The organism is Thiohalobacter thiocyanaticus (assembly GCF_002356355.1).
Lineage (GTDB): Bacteria > Pseudomonadota > Gammaproteobacteria > Thiohalobacterales > Thiohalobacteraceae > Thiohalobacter > Thiohalobacter thiocyanaticus_A.
The window spans coordinates 935,798-955,567 of record NZ_AP018052.1 but is presented as its reverse complement, the minus strand read 5'-3'; the positions used below and the strand labels follow the sequence as shown (position 1 = coordinate 955,567).

18 protein-coding genes and 1 tRNA gene are annotated in these 19,770 nt (G+C 64.4%); 7 read left to right on the top strand and 12 right to left on the bottom strand.

Going from position 1 to position 19,770, the window contains the following annotated elements; all coding sequences use genetic code 11:
• Positions 1-18: 18 nt before the first annotated feature.
• From CFK21_RS04455 to CFK21_RS15630, 4 genes are all read left to right on the top strand, one after another.
• Positions 19-555: a pilus assembly PilX family protein gene (locus tag CFK21_RS04455; RefSeq protein WP_096365164.1), complete on the top strand. Its 537-nt coding sequence runs from the start codon at positions 19-21 to the stop codon at positions 553-555.
• Between the two features lie 72 nt (positions 556-627).
• Positions 628-4,053: a pilus assembly protein gene (locus CFK21_RS04450; protein ID WP_096365162.1), complete on the top strand. Its 3,426-nt coding sequence runs from the start codon at positions 628-630 to the stop codon at positions 4,051-4,053.
• Between the two features lie 37 nt (positions 4,054-4,090).
• The gene (locus tag CFK21_RS04445; protein WP_096365160.1) at positions 4,091-4,429 is read left to right on the top strand and encodes a PilY2 family type 4a fimbrial biogenesis protein; all 339 of its coding nucleotides are present in this window, start codon (positions 4,091-4,093) and stop codon (positions 4,427-4,429) included.
• A gap of 47 nt (positions 4,430-4,476) precedes the next feature.
• Positions 4,477-4,893, top strand: a complete 417-nt coding sequence (locus tag CFK21_RS15630) for a type IV pilin protein (RefSeq protein ID WP_096365158.1) — start codon at positions 4,477-4,479, stop codon at positions 4,891-4,893.
• A 25-nt stretch (positions 4,894-4,918) separates the two neighbouring features.
• Here the strand turns inward: CFK21_RS15630 and ispH are convergent, their stop codons facing one another.
• The 7 genes from ispH to murJ form a co-directional block, all read right to left on the bottom strand.
• Positions 4,919-5,854 (bottom strand): 4-hydroxy-3-methylbut-2-enyl diphosphate reductase, encoded by a 936-nt coding sequence (ispH, locus tag CFK21_RS04435; RefSeq protein ID WP_096365156.1) that lies wholly within the window; start codon positions 5,852-5,854, stop codon positions 4,919-4,921.
• A 189-nt stretch (positions 5,855-6,043) separates the two neighbouring features.
• Complete coding sequence (locus tag CFK21_RS04430) at positions 6,044-6,496, bottom strand: FKBP-type peptidyl-prolyl cis-trans isomerase (RefSeq protein ID WP_096365154.1); 453 nt, start codon at positions 6,494-6,496, stop codon at positions 6,044-6,046.
• A complete protein-coding gene (gene lspA, locus CFK21_RS04425) occupies positions 6,493-6,969 on the bottom strand; it encodes a signal peptidase II (RefSeq protein WP_096365152.1) in 477 nt (158 codons plus the stop codon). Before lspA ends, CFK21_RS04430 begins: the two co-directional genes overlap by 4 nt.
• Positions 6,970-6,973: 4 nt before the next feature.
• Positions 6,974-9,823: an isoleucine--tRNA ligase gene (ileS, locus tag CFK21_RS04420; protein WP_096365150.1), complete on the bottom strand. Its 2,850-nt coding sequence runs from the start codon at positions 9,821-9,823 to the stop codon at positions 6,974-6,976.
• Positions 9,824-10,103: 280 nt separating this feature from the next.
• A complete protein-coding gene (gene ribF, locus CFK21_RS04415) occupies positions 10,104-11,033 on the bottom strand; it encodes a bifunctional riboflavin kinase/FAD synthetase (protein WP_096365148.1) in 930 nt (309 codons plus the stop codon).
• Positions 11,024-11,188 (bottom strand): hypothetical protein, encoded by a 165-nt coding sequence (locus CFK21_RS15140; protein WP_157745352.1) that lies wholly within the window; start codon positions 11,186-11,188, stop codon positions 11,024-11,026. The genes ribF and CFK21_RS15140 overlap by 10 nt, the downstream gene beginning before the upstream one ends.
• A 39-nt stretch (positions 11,189-11,227) precedes the next feature.
• A complete protein-coding gene (murJ, locus tag CFK21_RS04410; RefSeq protein WP_096365146.1) occupies positions 11,228-12,787 on the bottom strand; it encodes a murein biosynthesis integral membrane protein MurJ in 1,560 nt (519 codons plus the stop codon).
• A gap of 283 nt (positions 12,788-13,070) precedes the next feature.
• On the opposite strand from murJ, the gene rpsT reads away from it, so the two are divergent.
• Positions 13,071-13,340, top strand: coding sequence for a 30S ribosomal protein S20 (gene rpsT, locus CFK21_RS04405; protein ID WP_096365144.1), 270 nt, complete (start codon positions 13,071-13,073; stop codon positions 13,338-13,340).
• 177 nt (positions 13,341-13,517) lie between these two features.
• Here the strand turns inward: rpsT and proB are convergent, their stop codons facing one another.
• The 4 genes from proB to rplU form a co-directional block, all read right to left on the bottom strand.
• Positions 13,518-14,621: a glutamate 5-kinase gene (gene proB, locus CFK21_RS04400; RefSeq protein WP_369801259.1), complete on the bottom strand. Its 1,104-nt coding sequence runs from the start codon at positions 14,619-14,621 to the stop codon at positions 13,518-13,520.
• 265 nt (positions 14,622-14,886) lie between these two features.
• Complete coding sequence (gene cgtA, locus CFK21_RS04395; RefSeq protein WP_096365140.1) at positions 14,887-15,942, bottom strand: Obg family GTPase CgtA; 1,056 nt, start codon at positions 15,940-15,942, stop codon at positions 14,887-14,889.
• A gap of 252 nt (positions 15,943-16,194) precedes the next feature.
• Positions 16,195-16,455 carry a 50S ribosomal protein L27 gene (gene rpmA / locus CFK21_RS04390; RefSeq protein WP_096365138.1) on the bottom strand — a complete coding sequence of 87 codons (261 nt, stop codon included), beginning with the start codon at positions 16,453-16,455 and terminating at the stop codon, positions 16,195-16,197.
• Positions 16,456-16,492: 37 nt separating this feature from the next.
• Positions 16,493-16,804 (bottom strand): 50S ribosomal protein L21, encoded by a 312-nt coding sequence (gene rplU / locus CFK21_RS04385; RefSeq protein ID WP_096365136.1) that lies wholly within the window; start codon positions 16,802-16,804, stop codon positions 16,493-16,495.
• 236 nt (positions 16,805-17,040) lie between these two features.
• On the opposite strand from rplU, the gene ispB reads away from it, so the two are divergent.
• Together ispB and CFK21_RS04375 are read left to right on the top strand one after the other, a co-directional pair.
• Positions 17,041-18,009, top strand: a complete 969-nt coding sequence (ispB, locus tag CFK21_RS04380) for an octaprenyl diphosphate synthase (protein WP_096365134.1) — start codon at positions 17,041-17,043, stop codon at positions 18,007-18,009.
• 9 nt (positions 18,010-18,018) lie between these two features.
• A tRNA-Pro gene (locus tag CFK21_RS04375) sits at positions 18,019-18,095 on the top strand.
• 328 nt (positions 18,096-18,423) lie between these two features.
• On the opposite strand, the gene CFK21_RS04370 is transcribed toward CFK21_RS04375, so the two are convergent.
• On the bottom strand, positions 18,424-19,749 hold the full coding sequence (locus CFK21_RS04370; protein ID WP_096365132.1) for a DNA polymerase Y family protein: 1,326 nt from the start codon (positions 19,747-19,749) through the stop codon (positions 18,424-18,426).
• Positions 19,750-19,770 lie beyond the last annotated feature (21 nt).

Genomic DNA, 19,770 nt, shown 5'->3' with positions numbered 1-19,770 from the left:
GTTGGCGAGGACAACACCATGGATACACGCAAGACCGGACATCACCGCATGACACCCGCCATCGGCCGCCGCCAGCAGGGGGCGATCCTCGCGGTCAGCCTCATCATGCTGCTGGTGATGACGCTGATCGGCGTCACCGCCATGCAGAACACCATCATGGAACAGCGCATGGCGGGCAACACCCGGGACATCAACCTCGCCTTCCAGGCCGCGGAGGCCGCCCTGCGCGAGGGCGAGGTGGCGCTCGAGGCGGCTTCCCTGCCGGACTTCGACGGCACCACCGACGGCTATTACAAGGCCGAGGACATCGCCATCGGCAACCCGCAGGTATGGGAGGCCCCCGGTACCGTCTGGATCACCTACCCGGACAGCCTGGACGGCGTTCCCACCCCGCCCGAGTATGTCCTCGAGGAACTGATGCCGGTCAAGCAGGCCGGCGGCAGCCTGGCCGCCGACGAACCGCTGCCCGAGGTGAGCATGTACCGGGTCACCTCCCGGGCCAGCGGCTCCAGCAGCGACACCCAGATCATGCTGCAGACAACCTACAAGCGCTGAGTCGCCAGTCAGCAGAAGACCGAGGACAGACCTATGAAAACTCATCGTCGTCACCATCAACCGGTTGCCGCAATGGCAATTGCCTGGCTTGGCCTGTCCGCTCCGGCCTGGGGTGCACTCGATCTCTCCGACGCGCCGTTGTTCCTGACCACCAATGCCGACCCGAACATCATGTTCACGCTGGATGATTCGGGATCGATGCAATGGGAGTTGATGCCCGACGATTTGATTTATTCTTATTATCTCTATCCGCGCGCCAGCGGTATATACGGAAGCTCCGACTATTCCAATTGGGTTGTCAGCTTCGATGACAGCTACGGCTACACCGCCGTGGCACGCTCCCATGATGTCAACGCTATTTATTACAACCCGGAGATCACGTACAAGCCCTGGGCGGAAGCCGACGGCAGCCTGTATCCTGATGCGACACCAAGCTGCGCACCTCACAATCCCGAGAACACCGGTGCGGGATGCCGTGATCTGACCAGTACGAATTCAGCATATGCCGGCTGGGACAGCTGCACCTCGCGCTGGAGTTGTTCCTACAGCACGTCGACTCGGTCATTCTGGCCAGCCGTGTACTACAAGTATGACGGAACAGGCAATATCTGGAACACCAGCAATTACACCAAGGTCGAAATCCGCTCCGGTTCCACCTACACCGGCAGTAGCGAGCGGACTGATTGTGCCGCCGCGCCCACCTGTACCTATGCCGAGGAGATCCAGAACTTCGCCAACTGGTACACCTACTACCGTTCACGCATTCTCGCCGCGCGCGCCGGCGTCGGGCGGGCCTTCTCTCAGCAGTCGGAAGCCATGCGGGTCGGCTTCGCCACCATCAACCAGGGCTCGAAGACCGTCGACGGCGTCTCCAGCCCCGGCACCATCATCAAGGGCGTACGCCCGTTCAACGGCAGCGACCGGGCCGATTTCTTCGACAACCTCTACGGCCATGACATCCCGACCGCCGGCACCCCGCTGCGGCGGGCCCTGGATGACGTGGGGCAGTACTTCATGCGCAGCGACAATTCCGGCCCCTGGGGCGAAGCGCCAGGCACCAATGACTCCACGCCCCAGCTGACCTGCCGCCAGAGCTACAATATCCTGATGACGGACGGCTACTGGGCGGCAGGCTCGGCCAGGACATCTGCTGCGCGCGCCAACGTGGACAACAGCACCGGCCCGTCCATCACCGGCCCCGGTGGCGCAAGCTACCAGTACACTCCCGAGCATCCCTACAGCGACAGTCACTCCAATACGCTCGCTGACGTCGCCATGTACTACTGGAACCGCGACCTGCGGCCCGGCCTGGCCAACAAGGTGCCGACCAATACCGCCGACCCCGCCTTCTGGCAGCATCTGGTGAACTTCACCGTTGGCCTGGGCGTCAACGGCACCCTGGATCCGAGTACGGATCTGGCGGGCCTGGAGGCCGGCACCACCAGCTGGCCGCAGCCCTCGACCTCCGGTAGCGGGGCCAACATCGACGACCTGTGGCACGCCGCCCTGAACAGTCGTGGCGATTTCTTCAGTGCCGCCGACCCCGACACCTTCGCCGATGCCCTCACCGCGTCGCTCAATTCCATTGTGGGCCGCTCCAGTTCCGCCTCGGCGATCACCAGCAACTCCACCCGCCTCGATACCGACACCAATATCTACCAGGCCCGGTTCGACAGCAGCGACTGGACCGGCGAGCTGTATGCATACGAAATCGAGTCTGACGGAAGTGTCGGCAATCAGGCCTGGAAGGCCACCGACAATATCCCGGCCGCAGCCAGCCGCAGCATCTTCACCCTGAACAGCACCTCCTCGAACGGGGTAACGTTCGAGTGGGGCAATCTCAGCAGCAGCCAGCAGACGGACCTGGACACCAACATCCTGGGCGTGGACGACGGCCTGGGGCAGGACCGCCTGGCCTACCTGCGCGGTGACCAGTCGCAGGAACTGAAAAACGGCGGCAACTTCCGCAACCGCAGCAGCGTGCTGGGTGACATCATCAACTCCGACCCCCTGTTCGTGGGCACGCCCGATTACGGCTACGCCCTGCTGTCCGACCCCGAGGGCACCGACTACACGACGTTCCGCGACAACACCGCCTACAAGAACCGGCAGGGGATGCTGTACTTCGGGGCTAATGACGGCATGCTGCATGCCCTGAATGCCGACAGCGGCGCGGAAGTATTCACCTACGTACCGAGCTTCCTGTTCCCCGAACTCAGCGACCTGACCTCGCCGGATTATGCCCACAAATATTACGTCGACGGCTCGGCGCGGGCCGGCGACGCCTACATCAACGGCGTATGGCGTACCGTGCTGCTCGGCTCGGCCGGCGCCGGGGGCCGCGGCATTTTCGCACTTGATGTCACCTATCCCGGCACCTTCGACGCCGGCGACGTGCTGTGGGAGTACACCCATGCCGACCTGGGCTACACCATCGGCCAGCCCACCATCGTACGGCTGAATGACGACAGCTGGGCCGCGTTGTTCGGCAACGGCTACAACAGCGACAACCACAAGGCGATGCTGTTCCTCGTCGACCTCGAGACCGGCAACCTGATCAAGGCAATCGACACGGAGGTCGGGTCCTCGGCTTCGCCCAATGGGCTGGCCACCCCGGTGCCGGTCGACGTCGACGGCAACCGCACCACCGATTACGTGTATGCCGGGGACCTGCACGGCAACCTGTGGAAATTCGATCTCACCGGGTCGAACTCCAACCAGTGGGAGATCGCATTCAAGCAGGGCAATACACCCAAGCCCCTGTTCGTCGCAGTCGATGGCAGCGGAAACACCCAACCGATCACCATCCGCCCCGCCGTCGGCAACCACCCTGACAGCGGCCGCATGGTGTATTTCGGAACCGGCAAATACATCGAGATCGGTGACAATGTCGTCGGCCTCAACCCGCAGGTCCAGACCTTCTACGGTATCTGGGACAACGACAACGACCAGGTCGACCGCGGGGATCTGCTGGAACAGACCATCCTGGCGGAAATCGACGCCACAACTGCGGGACTCGTCAGTGACGTCCGCGCCATCTCCAACAACACGGCGGACTGGAACAGCCATGACGGCTGGTATCTTGACCTGGAGTCACCCGTAAGCGGCGCCGAAGGGGAACGCGTCATCAGCGCCCCGCTGCTGCGGCACGGCCGGATCATCTTCCCGACCGTCATCCCCTCCGCCGATGTGTGCGATTACGGCGGCTCGAGCTGGCTGATGGAGATGAACGCCCTGTCCGGGGCCCGTCTGGCCTACTCGGTATTCGACATGAATGGCGACGGCAAGGTCGATGACAAGGACTATGTCACTCTGGCCGACGGCAGCAAGGTGCCCGTGAGCGGCACACGCTTCGACGACATGATCGACACGCCGGCCATCATTTCCGCGGGCGAGAAGGAATACAAATACACCAGTGGATCAAGCGGCAGTTTCGACGTCATCACTGAGAAGGGCTCTGTCGTCCGGGGCCGACAGTCCTGGCGCCAACTCAAGTGAGCCGTACTCTACCGTACCCGATACTCAGGAGAACAGCATGCGACCCGCAAACAGAATCGCGCTCGGCCTTGTCCTCATGTGCAGTTCAATTGCACCGACACTGGCCCAGCCCTTAGACAACCCCAGGCGCCTGGAGGCGGCCGGTGTCGTGGAATTCGTCGGCCCCCTGGCGACCACGATACGGATCGACGGCCGCGACTACCGGATGGGCGATCAGGTCAGGCCCTGCAGGATCGGGGCGAGGACTGCAGGCAGCGATGAAGCCCCACAGTTGCAGCGGGGCCAACGCGTCAGTTTCAGCGTCAGCGACACACCGGCTGCCAACCCGGACCAACAGGTCATCGATCAGATATGCATCATTGAGGGTGAACGGTGAAAACACTGCCCTCTGTATTTTCGTCAGGCCGGCTCAGGACAGGCACAATGCAGACAAATACACGCGCAAGCGGATTCACGCTGATCGAACTGATGATCGTCGTGGCCATCGTCGGGATTCTGGCCGCCATCGCCTACCCCGCCTATCAGGAACAGGTACGCAAGACCAAGCGGGCGGAGGGTCAGGCAGAGTTGATGGACATCGCACAGCGGCTGGAACGCTGTTACACCCTGTACGGCAGCTACAATGATGCCACCTGCCCGATTGCAAACGGCGACACGATCATGTCGGCTGAAGACCACTACGAAGTCACCGTTGTCTCCGCCGCCGCAACCTTCGATCTCACCGCCGTCGGCCAGGGCGACCAGGCGAATGACAAGTGCGGCGATCTGACCTACGACAATACCGGCGCCAAGGGCATTGACAATGCCGACGCCGGCGTCACCTGGCAGGACTGCTGGTAAGGCAGGCTCCGGCGGCCCGGTCAGTCTAGGACTGCAGGGCCCGCGGCAGCGAAAACACCACCTCTTCCTCGATGCCCTCGGCCTCCCGGGGGCTGGCATAACCCAGTTCGGCCAGGTAATCGGTCACCCGCCGGACCAGGATCTCGGGGGCCGAGGCCCCGGCGGTGACGCCGATGGTTGCCTTTCCCTCGAGCCAGGCCGGCTCGATCTGGGCGGGCTCGTCGATCAGCCAGGCCGGCACGCCGCAGTGCTCGGCCAATTCCCGCAGACGGTTGGAGTTGGAACTGTTCTTCGACCCCACCACCAGGATGAGATCGCTCTGCCGGGCCAGTTCGCGCACCGCGTCCTGACGGTTCTGGGTGGCGTAGCAGATATCGTCCTTGCGCGGCCCCTGGATGGCAGGGAAACGCCGCTGGAGTACCTCGACGATACGGCGGGTATCGTCCACCGACAGGGTGGTCTGGGTGACGTAGGCCAGTTTGTCCGGATGCCTCGGCGCCAGTGCCTCGGCCTGCCGTACATCCTCGACCAGATACATCTCGCCGCCCTGGCTGCGGTCGTACTGGCCCAGGGTGCCTTCCACTTCCGGGTGGCCGGCATGGCCGATCAGCACGCAGTCATCGCCGGCCTTGGCGTGGCGCGCGACCTCCAGGTGCACCTTGGTCACCAGCGGACAGGTGGCATCGAACACCCGCAGACCGCGGCGTCCGGCCTCCTGGCGCACGGCCTGGGACACGCCATGGGCGCTGAAGATGACCGTGGCACCGTCAGGCACCTCGTCCAGTTCCTCCACGAACACGGCGCCACGCGCACGCAGGTCCTCGACCACGTAACGGTTGTGCACCACTTCGTGACGCACATAGATGGGCGCGCCGAACAGTTCCAGCGCGCGGTCAACGATCTCGATGGCGCGGTCGACGCCGGCGCAGAAGCCTCTGGGGTTGGCGAGCAGGACTTGCATGTCAGATTACCTCTGTTGGAACCGTCATTGCGAGGAGCGAAGCGACGTGGCAATCCCGTAAAGCAGAATCAATTGGTTGGAGATTGCCACGTCGCTTCGCTCCTCGCAATGACGGATCAATCAGCGGATTGTCGGGTTACACTACGCTGACCCGACCAACATGCTACATGCTTCCGTGGCCATTTCCATTCATGCATCCGCCGGCAATTCCACCTTCAGAATCTTCGCATCGAAATGGATCGGCTTGCCGGCCAATGGGTGATTGAAATCCACCTTGACCCGCCCGGCCTCGACCTCCAGCACCGCCCCGGGGATCTCCTCGCCGTCCGGCGTGGCGAAACCGATGATCAGCCCCGGCTCCGGCTCGATGTCGGCCGGGAAATCGGCCCGGTCCAGCCAGTGCACATTGGCCGGATCGCGCTCCCCGAAGGCCTGCTGACTGGTCAGGGTCAGGGTCTGTTCCTGGCCGGCCTTCATCCCGTACAGGCCCAGTTCCAGGTTGGGGTGCAGGGTGCCGTCGCCCATCACCAGTTCCAGCGGATCGTCGTCGAAGGTGTCCTCCACCACCCGCTCGTCGGCGGTGCGGATGCGCACATGCAGGGTGACGCGATAACCGTACTGGATTTCCGGCTCAAAGCTCATGCCTTCTCCCCACTCATACTGCCGCGGATCAGGGTCAGCAACAACAGCACAACGCCCGCGGTTATGGCCGAATCGGCCAGATTGAAGGTCGGCCAGTGCCAGCCGGCGTAGTGCCAGTCGATGAAGTCCACCACATAGCCGTGACGGGCCCGGTCGATCAGGTTGCCCACCGCGCCTCCCAGGATCAGCGCCAGGCCCAGTCCCTGCCAGCGCTCCTGCGGCTGGAGCTTGCGCAGCCAGCTGATCAGGATCGCCACCGCGATCAGTCCCACCAGGATGAAGAAGCCGCGCTGCCAGCCGCCGGCCTGGCTGAGAAAGCTGAAGGCCGCGCCGCGGTTGTAGACCAGGGTCAGATTGAACCAGCCGAACACCTCCACCGGCCGGCCGTAGGCCAGTGCCTGCTCCGCCCAGACCTTGCTGGCCTGGTCCAGCGCCACCACGACCAGCGCGATCAGTCCGCCCCAGCGCAGCATGGCGTCAGGCGAAGCGCCGGGACTCGCCGGCGCCGTCCACATTGTCCACGCAGCGCCCGCACAACTCGGGGTGTTCGGCATTCGTGCCCACATCCTCGCGGTGATGCCAGCAGCGGGCACACTTGGGATGATCGGACGGCGAGACCACCACCCACAACTCGTCGCCGCCGGCCAGCGTGACATGCGCGCCGGTCTCCGGCGGCTGGCTCACGGGATGCACCCGGGCATAGGAAGTCAGCAGCACGAAGCGCAGTTCGTCCTCCAGCCGCGCCAGCCGGTCCAGGATCTCGCGGCCGCAGTAGAGATCGACCTCGGCATCCAGCGAGGCACCGATGCCGCCGGCCACGCGCAACCGCTCCAGTTCGCGCGAGACGGCCATGCGCACCTCCATCACCTGGGTCCAGAAGTCCATGCCGAAGTCCTTCGACTCGGTCTCGCTGGTCAGGAACATCTGCGGCAACTCGAACCAGGTCTCCAGGAACACGGACGGCTCACGCTCGCCCGGGATGAGGCGCCAGATCTCCTCGGCGGTGTAGCTGAGGATCGGCGCCAGCCAGCGGGTGAGCGCCTCGATGATCAGATACATGGCGGTCTGGGCCGAGCGCCGCGCCACACTGTCGGCCTGGGTGGTGTACTGACGGTCCTTGATGACATCCAGGTAGAAGCCGCCCATATCCACCGAGCAGAAGTTGTGCACCTTCTGGTAGATCTGGTGGAACTCGTACTTTTCATAGGCCCGGATCAGTTCCTGCTGCAGCAGGCGCGCGCGCTCCACCGCCCAGCGATCCAGCATCAGCATCTGTTCCGGCGCCAGGGCGTTTTCCATCGGATCGAAGCCGGTGAGATTGGCGAGCAGGAAGCGCGCCGTATTGCGCAGCCGGCGATAGGCATCGGCGGTGCGCTTGAGGATCTCGTCGGAGACGCTCATTTCACCACGGTAGTCGGTCGCCGCCACCCACAGGCGCAGGATGTCGGCACCGAGTGAATTGACCACCTTCTGCGGTGCGACCACGTTGCCCTTCGACTTGGACATCTTCTGGCCCTTGGCATCCACCGTGAAGCCGTGGGTGAGCACGGCCTTGTAGGGCGCGGCGCCGGTCATGGCCACCGAGGTCAGCAGCGAGGACTGGAACCAGCCGCGGTGCTGATCCGAGCCTTCCAGGTACAGGTCGGCGGGACGGTTGAGCTGTTCGCGCCGGTCCAGCACGCAGGCATGGGTCACGCCGGAGTCGAACCAGACATCCAGGGTATCGGTGACCTTGACGTAGTCATCGGCGTCACTGCCCAGAAGATCGGCCGCTTCCAGGTCGAACCAGGCATCGATGCCCTCGCGCTCGACCCGCAGGGCCACCTCCTCGATCAGCCGCGCGGTATCGGGATGCAGTTCGCCGGTCTGTTTGTGCACGAACAGCGCAATCGGCACGCCCCAGGTACGCTGGCGCGAGACGCACCAGTCGGGCCGGTTGCCCACCATGCCCTCGATCCGCGCCCGGCCCCAGTCCGGCATCCACCGCACCCGGCCGATCCCGGTCAGCGCCTGGGAGCGCAGGCCCTGCTCCTCCATGCTGATGAACCACTGCGGCGTGGCACGGAAGATGATGGGCGTCTTGTGGCGCCAGCAGTGCGGATAGCTGTGACGCAGCTTCTCGTCATGCACCAGCGTGCCGCGTGCCTTCAGCACTTCGATGACCTCGCCGTTGGCGGCGAACACATGCTGGCCCGCGAACAGTTCGGTATCGGGCAGGAAGCGACCGTCGGGGCCGACCGGATTGTCCACCGGGATATTGAAGCGGCGGCCGACCACATAGTCGTCCTGACCGTGACCGGGGGCGGTGTGCACCGCACCGGTACCGGCCTCGGTGGTCACGTGCTCACCGGTGATCACCGGCACCTCGCGCGCATAGAAGGGATGCGCCAGCTTCACTCCCTCCAGATCGCTGCCGCGGCAGTAGGCCACGACCTTGTAGTCGGCCACACCGTAACGCCCCAGCGCGTCCTGGATCAGTTCCTCGGCCAGCACCAGCCGCTCCTGGCCCAGGTCGGTCTGGCACTGGACCACGGCATACTCCAACTCCGGGTGCACCGCCACCGCCCGGTTGGCCGGCAGGGTCCAGGGCGTGGTGGTCCAGATGACAATCGACAGCGGCCCCTTGCCTGCATGGCCCTCGACGTGGCGGCAGCGCGCCATGAGGGTCTCCTCGTCGAGCACGCCGAAGCGCACATCGATGGCGGGCGAGTCCTTGTCCTCGTACTCGACTTCGGCCTCGGCCAGCGCCGAACCACAGTCGGTGCACCAGTGCACCGGCTTGAACCCCTTGGTCAGGTGGCCATTGGCCGCAATCTTCCCCAGCGAGCGGATGATGTCGGCCTCGAAACGGTAATCCAGGGTGAGATAGGGATGCTCCCAGTCGCCGAATACGCCCAGGCGGATGAAATCAGTCTTCTGTTTCTCCACCTGCTTGAGCGCATAGTCGCGACAGGCCTGACGGAAGGTGCGGGCGTCGACCTTGACCCCGGCCTTGCCTACCTTCTTCTCCACATTCAACTCGATCGGCAGGCCGTGGCAGTCCCAGCCCGGGACATAGGGCGCATCATAGCCGCTCAGAGTCCTGCTCTTGACGATGATGTCCTTGAGCACCTTGTTCACGGCATGGCCGATATGGATCTCGCCATTGGCGTAGGGCGGACCGTCATGCAGGATGAACTTCGGCCGACCCTCCGAGGCCTCGCGGATCAGGCGGTACAGACCGATCTCCTCCCAGTGCCTGAGCATCTCCGGCTCGCGATTGGCCAGATTGCCGCGCATGGGAAAGGCGGTTTCGGGCAGGTTGAGGGTGTGCTTGTAATCGGCCACGTTGGTCCCTTTATCTCATTGCTGTGGTGAAAATAGCCACGGAAAACACGGAAAACTGCAAAACAATAATGTAGGTCGGGTTAGCCCGAAGGGCGTAACCCGACGTGGAGCCGCTCCTGTGTCACTTCCGTCATTCCGGCGAAGGCCGGAATCTATTGACCACGGTGGTTTCTGGATTCCGGCCTTCGCCGGAATGACGGAAATTATTTCTTTCCGTGCTTTCCGTGTTTTCCGTGGCTATTACTTTTTTCCCGTGCTTTCCCTGACCATCGCTTTTCAATCACCGCCGCGCGAAGAAATCCTTCGCCTCGACCACATCCCGGGCGATCTGTTCCTTCAACGCGTCGAAGGATTCGAATCTGTATTCCGGGCGCAGCTTGTGCAGGAAATCCACGCCCACGTATCTGCCGTAGATCTGCTGATCGAAATCGAACAGATTGATCTCCAGCAGGCTGCGGGTCCCGTCCACGGTCGGGCGCGTGCCGACATTGGCCACGCCCTGCACCGGCTCGGGATCGAGGCCGAACACCTCTACGGCAAACACGCCCTGCACCGGTGTGCGATGCCGGTGCAGGAACACATTGGCGGTCGGAAAGCCGATGGTGCGGCCGCGCTTGTCGCCATGCGCCACCCGGCCCAGCATGCGGTAGGGCCGCCCGAGCAGGCGCTCGGCCTGCTGCATCTCGCCCACCTCCAGCGCCTGGCGGATACGGGTGCTGCTCACCCGGGCGCCATCGATCTCGAAGGTGTGCATGTGCGCAACCTGGAAGCCGTGCCGCTCACCCGCCTGCTGCAGATAGGTGAAATCGCCTTCCCGACCCCGGCCGAAGCGGAAGTCGTCACCGACCACCAGGTATTTCACATTCAGGCCGTCGATCAGGATCTGCTGCACGAACTGTTCGGCCGTGAGCGCAGCCAGCGCCGGATTGAAGCGCAGGCACATGACCTGATCCACCGAATAGCGCTGCAGTGCAGCCAGCTTCTCGCGCAACCGGGTCAGGCGCGGCGGTGCAGCCTCCGGGGCAAAATATTCCTGCGGCTGCGGCTCGAAGGTCACCACCACGGTCGGCAGCCCCAACCCGGCCGCGCGCTCAGCCAGCTGCCCCAGCACGGCCTGATGGCCCAGGTGCACGCCGTCGAAGTTGCCGATGGTGGCCGCGCAGCCGGATTCCATCCGCGTCAGATTGTGCAAGCCCCGGATCAACCGCATGGTTCATTACCCTGGATCAAGAGCGCCACGGAATACACGGAAAGCACGGACATCGATATTTTGCCGGCCATGGCGCTACGCGCCCGGCCGGGATCTTTGACCATTGTTTTAATTTCCGTGTGTTCCGTGTATTCCGTGGCGCTCTTGCTCTTCATAACCATAAGCCATCCATTATAAAGAACCTGCCCCCGGGATCATACGTCCCCGGCATCCGGCCGCCGCCACAGCAGCTGCAGGCGCTGGCCCATGAGCTGGAGCAGCAGGAAGTACAGCCCCATGGCCAGGACGATCCAGAGCGCGAGTTGGCCGATCCGCTCCCAGCCGCCCCACTCCACCCAGGTTGCCACTGCGGGCACGGCCCAGATCAGCAGCAGCGCCATGGCGGTACCGGCAACGACAATCCGCAGCAGCACCCGGCCCCAACCCGCAAGCGGGGCATAGACCCCCTCGCGGCGCAGGCGGCGGTAGAGCATGGCGGCGTTCTGCCAGCCGGTCAGGGCCGTGGCCAGGGCCAGGCCGGCATGCGGGCCGGTGATGTCCAGCAGGACCATAGGCACCACCAGCAGTACGTTTAGCACCATATTGCTGAGCATGGCGATGATGCCGATGCGCACCGGGGTACGTGAATCCTCGCGGGAATAGAAGGCCGGCGCCAGCACCTTGACCAGGATGAAGGCCGGCAACCCGACGGCGTAGGCCATCAGGCTCAAGCTGGCCATGAAGGCATCGTGCGGGGTGAAGGCATTGTACTGGAACAGGGTGATCAGGATCGGCTGAGCCAGCAGAATCAGGCCGATGGCCGCGGGCATTCCCAGCAGCAGCACCCAGCGCAGGGCCCGGTCCAGGGTGGCGGCGAACTCCTGCGGTGAACGGGCTGCATGGCTCTTCGACAGACTGGGCAGGATCACCGTGCCCAGCGCCACGCCGAACACGCCCAGGGGAAACTCCACCATGCGGTCGGCGTAGTACAGCCAGCTCACGCTGCCGGTGATCAGGAAGGAGGCGATCAGGGTGTCGAACAACAGGTTGATCTGGGCCACCGAGGAACCCAGCACCGCCGGCGCCATCAGTTTGAGGATGCGGCGCACGCCACTGTCGCGCCAGCCCCAGCGCGGTCGCGGCAGCAGCCGCAGCCGGGCCAGCCCCGGCAGGATCAGCAGCAGCTGGATCACCCCACCGGCGAACACGGCCCAGGCCAGTGCCATGACATGCACCTCGAACCAGGCGTCCCCGAACAGCGCCGCCAGGATGAACACCAGGTTCAGCAGCACCGGCGCAAAGGCCGGCAGGGCGAAGCGGCTGTAGGTATTGAGAATGCCGCCGCCGAAGGCCACCAGCGAGATGAACAGGATGTAGGGGAAGGTCACCCGCAGCATGTCGCCGGTCAGCGCGAATTTCTCCGGCTCGTCGATGAAGCCCGGTGCGAAGACCATGACCAGCAGCGGGCTGGCCAGCGAACCGACGATGCTCAGCAGCAGCAGGATGCCGGCCAGGGTGCCGAACACCCGGTCCACCAGCCCCTGCACCTCGGCGTGCTCGCGGTTGGCCTTGTAGTCGGACAGCACCGGCACGAAGGCGAGCGAGAAGGCACCCTCGCCGAACAGGCGGCGCAGGAAATTGGGGATCTTGAAGGCCACCAGGAAGGCATCCATGCCCAGGCCGACGCCGATGGCACGGGCAAAGACCATGTCGCGCACCAGCCCCAGCACCCTTGAAAGGAAGGTCATCAGACCCACCACGGCGGTGTTGCGCATCAGTCCGCGACTCACGAAGCCCCCATTAGCATGACGTTGAGGAAACCCTGGTTATCACACCTTCCGTCATACCCGCGACGGCGGGAATCCAGGTGTTTCAGAGGCTTGGATGCCCGCCCTCGCGGGCATGACGAATACATCGCAGATTTCTTAAGCATCTGTTTTTATTTACCCCGAGGCGATTTCCGGACGATACCGCCCCGGCCCGCCATTGACAAATGGCCGGAGTTTGCGCATATTACGCCGTCTTTCTGCAACTCGCACGAATCCAAGGAGTTTTACGTTGGCCAATACCGCACAAGCGAAGAAGCGTGCACGCCAGTCTGAAAAGCGCCGCCGGCACAACGCCAGCATGCGCTCGCGGCTGCGCACCAACATCAAGGGCGTCATCAAGGCCATCGGCAGCGGTGACCCCGAGGCCGCCCGTGCCGCTTACCAGAGTGCGGTACCGGTGATCGACAACATGGCACGCAAGGGCCTGATCCACAAGAACAAGGCCGCCCGCCATAAAAGCCGTCTGAACGCCCAGATCCGCAGCCTCAGCGCCGGCTGAAACCTTCAGCTGCAGCGGATTGCGCAAAAGAAAAGGCCGGTCACTGACCGGCCTTTTGCGTTGGGGTTCCCTGCGCCTGCCCGTAGGATGGGTGAAGGCGCTTCGCGCCGTAACCCATCACTGGGTCCATCTGCGATGGGTTACGCTGCGCTCCACCCATCCTACAGTCCCGTTTCCTCAGACCAGCACCAGATTGTCGCGGTGGATCAGTTCCGGCTCGTCCACGTAACCCAGCAGGGACTCGATCCGGTCGCTGGGCTGGCCGATGATCCGGGCAGCCTCGCCGGCATTGTAATTGACCAGGCCGCGGGCCACCTCGCTGCCGTCCTGATCCAGACAGCTGACCAGTTCGCCACGCTCGAATTCCCCTTCCACACCGGTCACCCCCACCGGCAGCAGACTGCGGCCTGAGTTGCGCAGCACGCTTACCGCGCCGGCATCCAGCACCAGCCGCCCCCGGACCGTGAGTTGCCCGGCCAGCCACTGCTTGCGCGCGGCCAGCGGCGCCTTCACTGCCCGCAGCAGCGTACCCAGTGACTCACCGGCCGCCACCTTACCCAGCACATCCGGTTCGCGGCCGGAGACGATCAGAGTGCTGGCACCGGAACGGGCCGCGCGCGCCGCGGCCCGTACCTTGGTCAGCATCCCGCCGCGGCCCAGGCTGCCGCTGCCGCCGGCCATCAGTTCCAGCGCCGGATCGGCCGCCTCGGCCTCCGGCACCAGTCGGGCATCGGGATTGCGGCGCGGATCGCTCTCGTACAGCCCCTGCTGGTCGGTGAGGATGACCAGCAGTTCGGCCTCGACCAGATTGGCCACCAGCGCGGCCAGGGTGTCGTTGTCGCCGAAACGGATCTCGTCGGTGGCAACGGTATCGTTCTCATTGACCACCGGGATCACGCCCATGCGCAGCAGGGTACGCAGGGTGCTGCGCGCGTTCAGGTAGCGCACCCGATCGGAGAGATCGTCGTGAGTGAGCAGGATCTGGGCGGTGTGGTAGCCGTGCTCGGAGAAGCGGGATTCATAGGCCTGGACCAGCCCCATCTGGCCGACGGCCGCGGCGGCCTGCAACTCATGCAGGGCGTGCGGGCGGGTGACCCAGTGCAGCCGGTGCATACCCTCGGCCACCGCGCCGGAAGACACCAGCAGGATTTCATGCCCGGCGGCGCGCAGCCGCGCCATCTGCTCCACCCAGGCGCCGATGGCGCCGTGGGCGAGCCCCCGCCCCTCGTCGGTCAGCAGGGCGCTGCCGATCTTGATCACCCAGCGCCGGCTTTTGCCCAGTTCGCTACGACTCGTCACCAGTGCAGATCCTATCTATCAAAAACAATCGCCACGGAATACACGGAAAGCACGGACATTATCCAATCATTGATATATGCGGTTGCCCCCATTAATCGTCATTCCGGCGAAGGCCGGAATCCAGATACCGCTGTGGTCACTGGATCCCGGCCTTCGCCGGGATGACGAGCATGAAGTCGGCAAGAGCCTCGATAGTTCCTACCATTATATTTTCCGTGCTTTCCGTGTATTCCGTGGCCATTAAAAATCAGTCAACGGAACCATTGTCCCCGATGTCCGCCGCCGCGGCCAGATCCTGCTGCTCCAGATGCGTCATCACCGCCTTGACCAGATCATCCGTCCCTTCGCCGGTGGCGGCGGAGATACGGAACACCGGTCCGGTCCATTTCAGTGCGTTGATGATTTCATCACAGCGGGCCGCGCGTTCGTCGGCCGGCAGCAGGTCCAGTTTATTCAGCACCAGCCAGCGCGGCCGGTCGGCCAGTTCCGGGCTGTACTTTTCCAGTTCGGCAATGATCTTGCGGGCATCGTCCACCGGATCGCCGCTGCCGCCGAACGGCGAGACATCCAGCAGATGCAGCAGCAGCCGGGTGCGGGCCAGATGCTTGAGAAAACGCACGCCCAGCCCGGCGCCCTCGGCCGCGCCCTCGATCAGGCCCGGGATGTCGGCGATCACGAAGCTCTGATGCTGCGCCAGGCGCACCACGCCGAGATTGGGATAGAGGGTGGTGAAGGGATAGTCCGCCACCTTGGGCCGGGCTGCGGAGACGGCCCGGATCAGGGTGGACTTGCCGGCATTTGGCATGCCCAGCAGACCGACATCGGCCAGCAGCTTCAACTCCAGGCGCAGTTCGCGCTGCTCGCCGGGGGTGCCAGGCGTGGATTGCCGCGGCGCGCGGTTGGTGGAGCTCTTGAAGCGGGCATTGCCGATGCCGTGCCAACCGCCCTGCGCAACCCGCAGGCGCTGACCGGATTCGGTCAGGTCGCCGATCAGCTCACCGGTGTCGTGGTCATAGACCATGGTGCCCACCGGTACCCGGATCACACGGTCCTCGCCACCGGCGCCGGTGCAGTTGCGGCCGCGGCCGTTCTCGCCCCGCTGGGCCTGGTAGCGGCGTTCATAGCGGAAATCGACCAGGGTGTTGATGCTCTCGTCGGCGACCAGGAAGACACTGCCGCCGTCGCCGCCGTCGCCGCCGTCCGGCCCGCCGAAGGGGATGTACTTCTCGCGCCGGAAACTGACGCAGCCGTTGCCGCCGTCTCCGGCGGCGACCCTGATGGTGGCTTCATCGACGAATTTCATGGGTCTGGGTTAAGGGCTCGGGGTTCAGGGATCAATGGCACGTACTTAAAGTCTCGATTCCCGTCATCCCGGCGCAGGCCGGGATCCAGGGACCGCGGTGGCGACTGGATTCCGGCCTGCGCCGGAATGACGGGGGGAGGTTATTGATTTCGTCGTAAACGAGATAATCGGGTTCGGCCCCTGTATCCTGAAAATAAAAAGCCCCGAACGCACTGCCGGGGCTTTCTCTGCAGCAGGCTGGTGCCGGGGCGGTTATTCGGCCGGCACGACCTCCACGAACTTGCGGCCCTGCGCGCCGCGGACCACGAACTGCACCGTGCCGTCGGCCTTGGCATACAGGGTGTGGTCCTTGCCGCAGCCGACATTGGTGCCGGCATGGAAATGGGTGCCGCGCTGCCGCACCAGGATGCTGCCGGCCGAGACGGCCTGGCCGCCGAAGCGCTTCACGCCCAGACGCTTGGACTGGGAATCGCGACCGTTGCGTGTACTACCACCCGCTTTCTTGTGTGCCATTGTACTGAACCTCTATATAGCGTGTTGGCGTCCCGGCTCAGGCCGACACGTCGGTGATCTCGACCTCGGTGTAGGCCTGACGATGGCCCTGACGCTTCATGTGATGCTTGCGACGGCGGAATTTGATGATCTCCACCTTCTTGCCGCGGCCCTGGCTCTTCACGGTCGCGGTAACCTTGCCACCGGCCACGTAGGGAGCGCCGATCTTGACGTCGTCGCCATTGCCGACCATCAGGACCTTGTCAAATTCGACCGACTCGCCTTCGGCGGCCTTGAGCTTCTCGATGCGGAGCTTGTCGCCGGGAGCGACCCGGTACTGCTTGCCGCCGGTCTGGATTACTGCGTACATAGCCATGATTCTCCGAAAATTCGTCCACCCGCAGCGCCGCACCGACGGACCCCGCAGGAAAGACGCGCAATTCTATCGGCTGCGTCAGGCCGGGTCAATCACTCCGCCCGCTTTGCGGCGGTGGACTTGGGCAGGCAAATCAACGGATAATGACGCAATTTCCACCCTGCGCCACCACTGCGGCCGCCGGAATCGAGCAGAGCATGCGTGATCCTCTCGTAAAAACCAGTCAATTCATGGACCTGGAGCAGATCCGCCAACTCTCGGCGCGGGACATGGCCGAGGTCGACCGGGTCGTCCAGGAGCGGCTGCGCTCCGATGTGCTGCTGATCAACCAGCTGGGACTCTACATCATCAACAGCGGCGGCAAGCGCCTGCGCCCGCTGCTGGTACTGCTGGCCGCGCGTGCCTGCGGCTATGCCGGCCCCCACCATGTACCGCTGGCCGCGATCATCGAGTTCATCCACACCGCCACCCTGCTGCACGACGACGTGGTCGATGCCTCCGACCTGCGCCGCGGCCGCGATACCGCCAATGCCATCTGGGGCAACGAGGCAGCGGTGCTGGTCGGCGATTTTCTCTACTCGCGCTCGTTTCAGATGATGGTCGAGATCGGCAGCATGCGCATCATGGAGATCATGGCGCAGACCACCAACACCATCGCCGAGGGCGAGGTGATGCAACTGCTCAACTGCCACGACCCGGACACCACCGAGGCCCGCTACCTGGAGGTGATCCGCTCCAAGACCGCCAAGCTGTTCGAGGCCGCCGCCCGGGTCGGCGCCTTACTGGGTGAGCAGCCGCCGCAGATCGAGACCGCCATGGCCGACTACGGCATGCACCTGGGCACGGCCTTCCAACTCATCGACGACGTGCTCGACTACAGCGCCGACAGCACCGAGACCGGCAAGAACATCGGTGACGATCTCGCCGAGGGCAAGCCCACCCTGCCGCTGATCCATGCCATGCGCGAAGGCACACCGGCACAGGTCGAACTGATCCGACAGGCCATCGAACAGGGCGGGCGCGACCACATCGACGCGGTGCAGGCGGCCATTGAATCCACCGGGGCCATCGCGTACACTGCGCAATCCGCGCGCGAGGCCGCCGACAAGGCCACCCAGGCGCTGGAGGGACTCCCGACGTCGCAGTACAAAGACGCCCTCTATGCGCTGGCCGAGTTTGCCGTCAGCCGCACGCATTGATCCTTTCTTCGGGGTGTAGCTCAGCCTGGTAGAGCACCGTCTTCGGGAGGCGGGGGTCGTAGGTTCGAATCCTGTCACCCCGACCATTTCTCTCTTCTCCGCTTTACAGTGCCGAATTCAACGCAGAGGCGTTTATGCCCTCTTGGGTACGATGGCGCAGAGCTTTTCTGGATATCCTCTGAATCCGTTCAGCATGCAGGTCGGGTTAGCGCAGCGTAACCCGACGGCCCGCGGCATGTTGGGTTACGGTGCTACGCACTTGACCCAATCCACATCCGATCAACAATAAGCAGAATTCCAGTCTATCCGTCATCCCCGCGAAGGCGGGGATCCACGGCTTGGTTGCTCTGTCAGGCACTGGATTCCCGCCTTCGCGGGAATGACGAGGCTGAAGTAAGTACCCTCCCCCCCTCTTTAACCATTCTCGATTTCTTTGCGCCTCTGTGCCTCCGCGCCCTCTGCGTTATCGCCACCCAACCCCGATCCCGATCCGATCGTCTCCCGATGCCCGTAGGGCCGCCAGGCCGGGGAGATCACGTTGGGCATCTGCGAGCGCCGCAACAGCCGCGCCGGGGCCAGGGCGAATTCGCCGTAGCGGCTGTTGACCGCGTCCATCACCCGGTTCACTTCTCCGCGCGCCGGCGTCGGTTCGAACAGCGACAGCTGGTAATCGGCCGGGGCCGGGTCCAGCGCCGTCACCTGCACCTGATGCACGCCCTCGCCCCGCCAGCAGTCCAGAAATATCGCCCGGGCCAGGGCGGCGATCACGCGGCTGTCGTCGGTGGGCCGCACCAGCCGGCGCTTGTCGCCGAGCCAGCCGGGATCGGCGCGCAGGCCGACGAAGAAGGTCTGCGCCTGCATGCCGTGGCGGCGCAGCCGCGCGCCCACCTTCTGGCTCATGTGCAGCAGAAAGGTGAGGATGACCTCGCGCGAACGGGTGGCCGGCGGCATCACCTTGCCGTGGCCGATGGTCTTCGGCGGCGCCTCGCGGGTCAGCACCGGCTCCGGGTCCGCGCCCTGGCACATGTACCAGATGCGCCGACCCGGATTGCCGAAGCGCCGCGCCAGCACACTGATGGGCAGGCGCGCCATGTCGCCGCAGCGGTGCACCCCATGCTCGGCCAGGAACCGGCCGATACCCTGGTTGATGCCGCACAGTTCGGTCACCGGCACCGCGCGCAGCCGCTCGCGCGCCTCCCAGGGCGGGATCACGGTCAGACCGTCAGGTTTGTTCAGCTTGGCGGCATACTTGGCCGTGGTCTTGTCGCCGGACAGGCCTACCGAGCAGGTCACGCCGGCAGTCTCATACACCAGTTCCCGCACCCGCCGGGCGACGCCCTCGGGATGGCCCAGCAGGCGCTGGCAGCGGGTGATATCCAGGAAGGCCTCGTCGACCGAAAAGATTTCGATATCCGGCGTGATGGTGCGCAGGGCCGCCATAATGGCGGTGGAGACGGCGGCGTAGCGCTCCGGTCGCGCCGGGACCTGGATCAGGCCCGGACAGCGCAGGCGTGCCTCGGGCAGGCGCATCCCCGTGTGCACGCCGAAGGCGCGCGCCTCGTAGGAGCAGGTGATGAGACAGGTGCCCTGGGCACCGTTGGTGATGCCCAGCGGCCGTTTCCGCCAGGCCGGGTTGTCACGCTGCTCGATGGCCGCGAAGAAGGCATCCATGTCGACCAGGATGATGGCCCGCGGCCAGGCCCAGGCGGGCGGCGGACGCAGCGGGCGCTCCTCCAACATGATACTGACGGGGTCGGGAGA